Source organism: Ulvibacterium sp., from assembly GCF_965228935.1.
Lineage (GTDB): Bacteria > Bacteroidota > Bacteroidia > Flavobacteriales > Flavobacteriaceae > Ulvibacterium.
The window spans coordinates 4,827,733-4,837,500 of record NZ_OZ245846.1; the positions used below are offsets into that span (position 1 = coordinate 4,827,733).

A 9,768-nucleotide genomic window follows, 5' to 3' on the forward strand; every position below is an offset into this window, starting at 1 on the left:
ATTTGTATTTTGGGCCTAAACCCTGTGTAGTTTATAGGGATACACTCCGCCCGCATTCCATTGGCATACATAAAGGTTTTTATCCCGATCTACACATACGTCGTGACAGTGCTTAAAGATAGGTTGATCCTGGAGCATCAATTGCAATTTGCCATTTTCATAGATAGGCTCGGTACCTCCCGGGTTGGAGATTACCTTGTTGTCCTTATCCAAAATTGTAACAAATCCCTTGTTCAGTTGCATATTGTAATTGCCTTCTTGCATCCCGAAACAGACTCCGGAATAAATATTCTCACCGTCCAAAACTGGGCGGCTTATAAACAGACCGGGCATATAAAATGTCTCCAGATATTCCCCATCCAGGGAAAAACGCTTAAATGAGTTCTTTATCCTTGCGGAACAAATCAAGGTAGGATTATTTGAATCCCTCGTGTCCAATGCCACGCCATGGGCTTGCTTAAACTTGGACTCCTGTAAAAAACTATCGCCTCCGAATTTTCGGATAAATTTGCCTTTTGTGTCATAGTGTAGGATAAACTGTGAGCCATAGCCATCCGCCACATAAATATCGCCATTAGGGCCTATGGCCGTTTCTGTAGGTCTATAAGCCGATTTCTCATCGTAGGCACCAACCTTTGAAGGATGATCCAATTCCATGGTAATTTTACCATCGAGTGAGCTTTTGATAACTCTACCTAGCCCTGGATCCGTAATGTATAGGAACTCTTCTCCTCCTTCGTCATGTAGGGTAAGACCATGTGCTCCGGGCAAATTCAATGTCCAGTGATCTAAAAGTTTTCCGGAGGTATCATAGACCAAGATATTGTTCTTCGGATGGTCAGTGAGCATAAAAAGCCTTCCTTGGCGGTCCATTACCATTTCATGGCAATTATTCACAGGATACTTCTCGGGATTTAAATCTCCCCATTCCTTTTCCAGGCGATATTTGAAATCGCCATGCCCAAGTATTACCTTTCCCAATCTTGCCTTTGCCGGCATAATATAGAAAGGAACCGACGAAGCGGCCAAAGTAGCACCGCCAGCACTTAGCGTTTTTCCTAAAAACTTTCTTCTATCCACGAATCCCTTTATTACGCCAAAATATCCTTGACCACATGCCCGTGCACATCGGTTAAACGATATCTTCTTCCTTGATGTTTAAAGGTAAGCCTTTCATGATCTATACCCAAGAGATGCATCAAGGTCGCCTGAAAGTCATGTACATGTACCCCGTTCTGTACCACATTGTAGCTAAACTCGTCCGTCTGCCCGTAGACCATGCCCGGTTTTACCCCGGCACCGGCCATCCACATGGTAAAACAGCCCGGATGGTGATCCCTGCCATAGTTATCCGCTGTTAATCTGCCCTGTGAAAAACTGGTCCGGCCAAACTCACCGCCCCAAATCACCAAAGTGTCCTCCAAAAGCCCTCTTTGCTTCAAATCGGTAATGAGTCCAGCTGTGGCCTGGTCCGTGCTTAAAGCCTGTCTTTTGATTCCCCTTGGGAGTCCGCCATGTTGGTCCCAACCCATATGGTACAATTGGATGAATTTAACATCCTTTTCGGCCAAGCGCCTCGCTTGAAGACAATTGGCCGCATAAGTACCGGGTATCTTTGCATCCTCACCATATAGCCCATAAATATGATCCGGTTCATTGGAAGTATCCACGGCGTCCGGCACCGAACTTTGCATGCGATACGCCATTTCGTACTGGTTGATCTTTGATTGAATTTCCGGATCTTTCCAAATATCGTATTGATGGTTGTTCAATTCCGAAATATAATCCAACGCCCTTCTACGATCGTGGTCATGAACGCCGTGAGGGTTGTTCAAATATAGAACGGGATCCTTGCCTGATCGGAACTGTACCCCTTGGTGATGGGACGGAAGAAAACCATTGCCCCAAGCTGCAGAACTTAAGGGCTGGGCACCTCCGCCTTTTGAGAGCATTACCACAAAATTGGGCAAGTCCTTATTGTCACTTCCCAATCCGTAGCTCAACCAAGAGCCAATGGAGGGCCTACCACTCAGCTGTGATCCCGTCTGAACGAACATTACGGCAGGCTCATGGTTAATGGCCTCGGTATACATGGACTTGATAATGCAAAGATCATCCACCACCTTAGCTGTGTATGGAAAAAGTTCGCTGACCCAAGCACCGGATTGCCCATATTGCTTAAAGCCATAAATTGACTGTACCAAGGGAAACGTGGACTGGGATGTGACCATTCCGGAGTTCCGCTGGGTACCCCGTACAGAATCTGGAATTTCCTGTCCATGCCATTTGGCCAATCCCGGTTTGTAGTCAAAGGTTTCTATTTGGGAAGGTCCACCGCTCTGAAATAAATAGATAATCCGCTTCGCCTTGGCCGGAAAATGGGTCCCGTTCAATACTCCGCCGCTATTATTTAGCATAGGAACGTTTTTAGGGCCCAATACATTATTTGCCAACACATTTGTCGGGCCCAGTAGACTGGAGAGTGCTATAGAACCAAAACCCATTGAGGCTTTTTTTAGAAAACCCCTTCGGGTATCCTCAAATTTTTGCTTTTCCTGAAACTCGTTCATAACCAAATGATTTATCTTAACGTATACCCTTCCGAAGTATTCATAATTCCATTTATAACTGTGGCCAAGGCCGCTACTTGAATCGGATCAGAGGTGCTTCTTATTTTTGTTTCACCCATACCCAAGTAGGCCAAGGCATCTTCTTTTTTTATCGAAAAACGTTCCAATTCATCATCGTAAAACTTTTTCAGCAAGTTCAATTCCAAGATTTCGGGAGCCCTTCCCGTACTCAATTGAAACGCCTGTTCCAGTTGCTCTTCGGTATGATTTCCGGTTTGCTCAATAATGTTTTCCGCCAATACATAGGAAGCTTCAACAAACTGAGGATCGTTCAGCAACACCAATGCCTGTAAAGGGGTGCTTGTTTGTCTTCTGCTCACCGTACATACACTTCGATCCCCCACATCAAAAATCTGCATGGAAGGTGGGGCCGATGTACGCTTCCAGATGGTATAGAGACTTCTGCGATAGAGCCCCTCCCCGGGTTCCTGTTTATACCGATAACGCCAAGGTTTGTTACTGATTTCGTCCCATAGGCCCTCTGGCTGATAGGGATAAACGCTAGGGCCCCCAACTTTTGGGGAAAGCAGTCCACTTATGGCCAAGGCATTGTCCCTGACCATTTCAGCGGTCATACGCCTAATGGGGCCGCGGGCCAATAATACATTATCCGTATCAATTTCAAGTAGCTTCGGTCTTATCTCGGAATTTTGTTGGTACGTAGCCGACATAACTATGAGTTTATGCATCTCTTTGATATCCCAACCGGTTTCCATGAACTCTACGGCCAACCAATCCAACAACTCAGGGTGAGAAGGAAGATTTCCTTGATTTCCAAAATCGTCGGATGTGGCCACCAGACCGCGACCAAAATGCATCTGCCATAATCGATTGACAAAAACTCTTGAGGTCAAGGGATTATCCTTATCGAACAACCATTGGGAAAGTCCCAACCTATTTCTTGGCAAATCTTCACTAAAAGGCATGATGATTTCGGGAACGTCGGGAACCACTTCTTCCGTGGGGGCATCGTACATACCGCGATCGAGTACATAAGTGGGGCGAGGTTCCGGGAGGTCACCAAGAACCATAATCTCCCTAATAGGTTCCAGTTCCTCGATTCTTTCCTTTCGTAACCGTTGCAACCTCAAACGTTCCTGTTCCGTTTTTTGATCGATTGAGGTGTAATAGAAATCCTTTAAGAAATTGTCGTTCCTGTCCCCATCCATCATTTTTAGGGCTTCTTCCGGAGCAACATCATAAATTACTTCCAAGGCCGACAACTCCCTATCATAGATTTTAAGGTTGTCTATCCCCCCGTCCTTAAATGTTTTGAACTTATCGCGAACGCCCATGGTAAAACCATAAAATGGATAGTTATGGACGTTTTTTCGAAATAATATGGATTTATAAAGGTTGTCGATTTCAACTTCTACAGGAGCTTCCTGGCCATTCACATAGATATGTACGCCATCTGCCTTGGCCAATCCATCGTAGGAAACCGTGACATGGCTCCATTGCTTTTCAGGAATAGGCTTCTTGGTCTTTACCTGTATGGCATTGCTAGGCCATGATCTTGCTATAATGAATTTTAGGTGATTGTTCTCCAAATGCATGGAATACCCCTTTAGTCCCAATCGGGTTTCCTCACAGTGGGTAAAAAGGGAGGCTTCTTCATAAACTTTGTCCGGAAAAGCATTTACCGATACCGTGAAGGGATCGGACTGGTCAAACCAACCTACTTTCTCGGGTAAGGTAATGGCGGTGTAGTCGCTAAAGAATACCGCCTTTCCACTTACCCCTTTTTTAAGTTCGGGCTCCTTGACCAAGGCCATGTTCCCATTGCTATTCCCGCTCTGGGTATAAAACGTTTTTGCATCCTTTGGAATAAAATTATCGAAATTCAGTCGGGCCACCAGACCTTTTTTGAGCCCCTTTTGCAAGTCATCTTCAAGATTGTTTCTGAGATTGGCGGCTTGTATTTCCTTCAGCTTTTCGCTCTGTACGGAGGCCAGTTCCTTTTTGGTAGCATTTATGTTGGTATCAATATATTCCAATACCTGCTCCTGCTCCTTATTGGTCAACAAAAGTGATGGCCCCGGAACCTGACCTGGGCCATAAACTGCGGTACCCAGCTCATTTGTACTATTAAAAAAGGCAAATAGTTCGTAATGGTCCTTTTGACTGATCGGGTCATATTTGTGATCGTGGCACCGGGCACATTCCACACTCAATCCCAAAAATGCTTTCCCTACGGTTAGGGTCCGATCGGCCACATATTCCACCCGATATTCTTCAAAAACAATACCGGCCTCGGAGTTTCTTTTATGTAATCTATTAAAGGCCGTGGCCAGTTTACTTTCTTGGGTCGGATTTTCAATGAGATCGCCGGCCAACTGCCAAGTGGTAAACTGTTCATAAGACATATTTTCGTTAAACGCCTTGATGACCCAATCGCGGTAAGGGCTAAAATCCCGATGTTTGTCATCTAAATACCCATCGCTATCCGCATACCGAGCCACGTCCATCCATTCCGCCGCCATTCGTTCCCCGTAGGCCGGGGACGCCAAAAGTCGGTCTACCACCTTCTCGTACGCTTGGTCGGTAGTATCGTTTACAAAGTCTTGTATCTGTTGTAAGGTTGGCGGCAGACCGATCAGATCAAAGTTCAGTCTCCGTATTAAACTCTCCTTGGTCGCCCTTTCAGAAGGAACCAGTTTTTCCTTTTCCAACCTGCTACCGATAAAAAGGTCGATTTCATTATTGGCCCAATCCTTTTTGGAAACTTCTGGTAATTCCTCTTTTTTGGGGACAATGAAGGACCAATGGGGCTTATACTGCGCACCTTGTTCTACCCATTTGACCAGGGTCGCGATTTCCTTTTCGCTAAGCTCTACCTTAAACTCGGGGGGCGGCATTTTGACCTCAGGATCTTCTGAGAGCATACGTCTTACTATTTCGCTCTTCCCCGGTCTGCCTTGAACCACTGGATGCTTTCCAGAACCTTCCAGCGCTTCGTAGGCATTTTCAGCAAGATCCAGCCGAAGTCCAGCCTTTTGATTGGCCATATCCGGACCATGGCAAGCAAAACATTTGTCGGAAAGTATAGGCTTTACATGGTAATTGAAATCAATCCGGTCTGGGAGTTCCTCATAAGCCGTTTCAATTCGATCCGGAATATTCCAACCACAACCCGAAAGGATTATTACCGATAAACACCCTAGTATTAGTTTTCTGTATGCTATCATAATCAATTGTCAATCAATCAAATATAATTATAATGCCAAGCGAAGTTCAGGTATAAAAACAGTTTTATTAACTGTTAATAATAAATTCATACCTTTAGTAAAACGTAGGTTTGAAGCATGGTAAAGGAGGAATTTCACGGTATCGTTGAAAAAATCATAGCCAGTAAATCCTTTGGAAGATCGGGTACCTATGCCAATCTTTTAAGGTACTTGGTGGCCTGTTCCCTAAATAAAAATGTGCCCAAGGAAACTACGATCGCCTCTGAAATTTTTGGAAAAACCGATTTCGATCCCTCGCAAAGTACCTTAATTCGGGTATATGTTTATAATCTACGCAAAAAACTAAAGGCGTACTATCAAAATGAAGGCAATGTTGATGAAAAACAATTGACCATACCTAAGGGAAGCTATGCCATTGAAGTCATTGAAAAGAAGGATTCCATTTCAAAACAGTCCCCATCCCATCGTAAAAAATGGATTATTCCAATAGTTACGGCCTTACTTCTATCACTTGCATTGAATCTCTATCAGGGCACTTTGAACGGAGAAAAATCTATCATCAACAAAGACGGACTTTGGGGGGATTTAATAGAGAGCGAGCTTCCGACTATGTTGGTAATGGGCGATCTCTTTGTTTATAATGAACGGGATACCATAATGCAGTTAACCCGGACCATACGAGATCCCAGCATAAATTCCTTGCAGGAGTTTGAAGTCTTCAAATCAAATAATACAAAGGTCAATACAGAAATTGAAGCGTTGACGTACACTCATCTTATATTAGGTAGTGCCCAATGGATAAAGAAACTTTCGGAGGTTTTTTACTCTATCGATAAAAGTTTTATTATCCGTACCATGTCCAGATTTAATCCAAAACAACTTCAGGACTATGATATTATCGTTGTTGGCATGCAAAAGACTCTGGGTGTCTTCCAGTCGTTTTATAAGGATTCGGCTTTTGACTATGATGTCGAGAATGACGCATTCCTATATAAGCCTGATGGAAATGGTGAGACCCTGATTTACAAACCAAGGGGGAATGCGGATTCGTATCATACGGACTATAGCCTCTTGACCAAAGTTCCGGGGCCAAATGGCAATACCATCTATCTTTTTTCGGGAATCTGGGATACGGGTGCCACTCAAAGCCTTAAGAATTTTACCGAAGCTAAATTGTTACAAGGATTGGAAGCGGAACTCCAATCTAAATTTGGCTATATCCCCAAGTATTATGAGGTTTTTCTTGAGGTCAATGGAATAGATAGAATGGAACTCAGCAGTAAAATTCTGTACCTTCATGAATTAAATTATGATTCCGAACCTTAACCGTTTCGAGAATAAAACGTATTATTAATCCTCTAAATCATTAATGTCTTGAGAGAAATGAAAACAGTGTTCAGTTGTGTTGTGCTAGTTCTTGCTTTTGCCTGTAAAACCGAAAAAAAAGCGGACACTACTATCTCCGAAGAATCCCCGAAAAGTGAGGCGGTTATTCTAAGTCCTAAAGAAAAACAGGGAAAGGAACTTCTTGAGAATTGTCTCAAAGCCCATGGAGGAATGGATATCTGGAAATCCTTTGTGGGACTGGAATACAACCTTGATGACAATGGCAAGCAAGTCTATCAGCTTACCCATTTAAAGGACAGGCGTGCTTATCTTAAATCAAAAAAATACAAGGTCGGTTTTGATGGAAAAGTTGCTTGGGCAGTCCCTGATGCAAGCGGGGTATCGGGGAAATCGGCCGCCTTTTACTATAATCTGGATTTTTATTTCATTGGGCTACCCTTTCTTTTGATGGATCCGGGGGTAAACGTCAGCTATGCGGGAAAAACCACAATAAATGACAGGACATTCGAATCCTTAAAAGTAACATTTGGTTCGGAAGTGGGTCTTACCCCGGAGGATGTATATTATCTTTATATCGATCCAGAAACCTATCTCATGGAAATCCTTACGTATTCCGTTTCCTATTTTGACAAGGAAAATTCCAAGGTAAGCAGTGCAAAGGTCTATTCCGATTATAAAAAAGTGCAAGGGTTGATGATGCCGCACAAAATGGAAAATTTTGAATGGAAAGAGGGTACAATGGGGAAAAGCAAGAACCACTTGCGCATTTTTAGCGACATACAATTTCTAAAGGAAATTTCAAATGAAGAAGTTTTTGAAGTACCACAGGATGCGGTTGTCGAAAAGTTAAGGGATTAGGTTTTTGTGCCGTATCCTAATTAGTAAGACCCTACTTTTTGGAATATTCCAACAGTTCTTCCATAGTATATTCCGAACCGCTCCTTGATTTTGTATTCCGAAGTTCCTCTACTTTTTCTTCAGTAAGTGCTTTGGGGTCGTCCGAAAAGGCATTGGTAACATAGGAAATGATGTCCGCAACATCCTTGTCCGTTATGCCTTCGTTCCGGATGAGGCCGGGCATGGCCAGATTAAAATCGTAATGCTCCCCGTTTACTTCTATTGGTCCTTCCAGTCCGTGAAGAATTATTAATCCCAACCTTTCGGCATCCACAACGTGTTCGGAATTCATAAGGGGCGGTGCCAGACCTTGTATGCCCTGCCCATTGATACCATGACAGGAAGCGCAGATCTCAAAGAACATCTTGGCTCCATGTGTTCTATTGTCCTGAGCCAAGTTGGCTGTGGTAAAAATAGGATTCGTATTTCCTTTCGCCCGTTGCTCGATACTTTGTGTCAATTGCGACATAAATGATGAATTATCAAAATCTGGTAACACGGCCAAAGATTCCTTCACATACAATTCATGCTCCGCTAAACCACTCAAAATAGCCTCATGAAAAACAGGTTTCTTTGGATATCTATCCAGTAACGTGACCATTTGCGGAAAGAATCGCTCTTCATCCATGCCTATCCATATACCCAATGTACTAGCTATATAAAGGTCAATACCATTATTCCCGCGACTGATCAAATCTTCAAAAAGTAACTCGGCATTTCTACTGTTTTCTTTGGATGCAAATGCTTCCATCAAGACAACGGCATGTATCGTAACATCGGCCGAACCGTTTTTAGCTACATCGACCAAAAAATCAAGGGAAAGGGCATCCAATCCTTCCAAAGCATACAACGCATGGATTTTGGCCAAAGGGTTTTCTTTCCGTAACATCAAATTTTTCAAGCTCTCTATTGCTTCCCTTTCTTTTTTGAAAATCAAATAATGTTGGGCCCTGTTACGTATCCATCCGTTAGGGTGTTGCAATAGAAGTACCAGTTCTTCGGCTTTTAGAGTTTCGAAATCCGGAAAGGGTTCAACCTTGCTCGTTATATTTTGTACCTTTAGGATACGGCCAAAATTAGTCAAGGTATCCAGTTGGTTCCCTTTTACTTTCTGTTTCAAATAAGGGCTCAGGTAAGCGTGATGTCCTATCACACCACGGTGCATATCCACTATATACATACTTCCATCCGGACCGTTATTCAAATTTACGGGTCGAAAACCTTCATCCGTTGAGGCCAAAAACTCCCGGTCTTCCCAGGCCTGTCCCGCAATAGTGGAATCCCCGGTAAATTTCAAAATATTCCGTTTGATCAAATTTCCTTCGGGAATACAAACGAATACATTCTGTTCATACTCCTTTGGAAATGTTCCTCCTCGATACACCAATGGTCCACAAGCGGCAGTGGCATTGACCAGGACACTGTCCTTGTTCAAAACACCCTCGGCATATCCCCTATTTACGGTCGTGGCATGCAATGGATAAACACGTTGATCTTTGGTAAGCATTTGATCTACGGCCAATTTGGGTGTAAAATAGGGATTGCGTACCATGCGATTGGGCAAGACATAATCTCCCAAGAGCTGTCTTGAATTATCATTGTAGTACAGTCTTCCGAAATTATCATGACTGATTCCCCACTGTCCCCGGAAGGTGGTAGGCTCTTTTTCCCATACCCCATTTTTTCTTCGGTACCGAAAATTCGAT

At 43.5% G+C, this 9,768-nt stretch carries 6 protein-coding genes (1 of these 6 only partly in view); 2 read left to right on the forward strand and 4 right to left on the reverse strand.

All coding sequences use genetic code 11. The annotated features are described in order from the left end of the window. Positions 1–15: 15 nt before the first annotated feature. Genes ACO06Y_RS20295 through ACO06Y_RS20305 form a run of 3 tightly spaced genes read right to left on the reverse strand, consistent with a single transcriptional unit; the run spans position 16 to position 5,818 of the window. Positions 16–1,080, reverse strand: a complete 1,065-nt coding sequence (locus ACO06Y_RS20295) for a 6-bladed beta-propeller (RefSeq protein WP_422080877.1) — start codon at positions 1,078–1,080, stop codon at positions 16–18. 11 nt (positions 1,081–1,091) lie between these two features. Continuing rightward, the gene (locus ACO06Y_RS20300; RefSeq protein WP_422080878.1) at positions 1,092–2,570 is read right to left on the reverse strand and encodes a DUF1501 domain-containing protein; all 1,479 of its coding nucleotides are present in this window, start codon (positions 2,568–2,570) and stop codon (positions 1,092–1,094) included. 11 nt (positions 2,571–2,581) lie between these two features. Then, complete coding sequence (locus ACO06Y_RS20305; protein WP_422080879.1) at positions 2,582–5,818, reverse strand: DUF1553 domain-containing protein; 3,237 nt, start codon at positions 5,816–5,818, stop codon at positions 2,582–2,584. Between the two features lie 117 nt (positions 5,819–5,935). On the opposite strand from ACO06Y_RS20305, the gene ACO06Y_RS20310 reads away from it, so the two are divergent. Further along, positions 5,936–7,144: a hypothetical protein gene (locus ACO06Y_RS20310; RefSeq protein WP_422080880.1), complete on the forward strand. Its 1,209-nt coding sequence runs from the start codon at positions 5,936–5,938 to the stop codon at positions 7,142–7,144. Between the two features lie 57 nt (positions 7,145–7,201). Next, positions 7,202–8,023 (forward strand): DUF6503 family protein, encoded by an 822-nt coding sequence (locus ACO06Y_RS20315; RefSeq protein WP_422084203.1) that lies wholly within the window; start codon positions 7,202–7,204, stop codon positions 8,021–8,023. A gap of 31 nt (positions 8,024–8,054) precedes the next feature. Here the strand turns inward: ACO06Y_RS20315 and ACO06Y_RS20320 are convergent, their stop codons facing one another. Beyond that, positions 8,055–9,768: the 3' portion of a DUF7133 domain-containing protein gene (locus ACO06Y_RS20320; protein ID WP_422080881.1), read on the reverse strand. The gene runs 545 nt beyond the window's last position; only the last 1,714 of its 2,259 coding nucleotides appear in the window; the start codon falls outside the window, past its right edge — the gene reads right to left on this strand; the stop codon is at positions 8,055–8,057.

Bases quoted from the DNA above. Each gene is read 5' to 3' on its own strand.
- ACO06Y_RS20300 (WP_422080878.1), bottom strand. From the start codon at position 2,570: ATGAACGAGTTTCAGGAAAAGCAAAAATTTGAGGATACCCGAAGGGGT.
- ACO06Y_RS20305 (WP_422080879.1), bottom strand. From the start codon at position 5,818: ATGATAGCATACAGAAAACTAATACTAGGGTGTTTATCGGTAATAATC.
- ACO06Y_RS20310 (WP_422080880.1), top strand. From the start codon at position 5,936: ATGGTAAAGGAGGAATTTCACGGTATCGTTGAAAAAATCATAGCCAGT.
- ACO06Y_RS20315 (WP_422084203.1), top strand. From the start codon at position 7,202: ATGAAAACAGTGTTCAGTTGTGTTGTGCTAGTTCTTGCTTTTGCCTGT.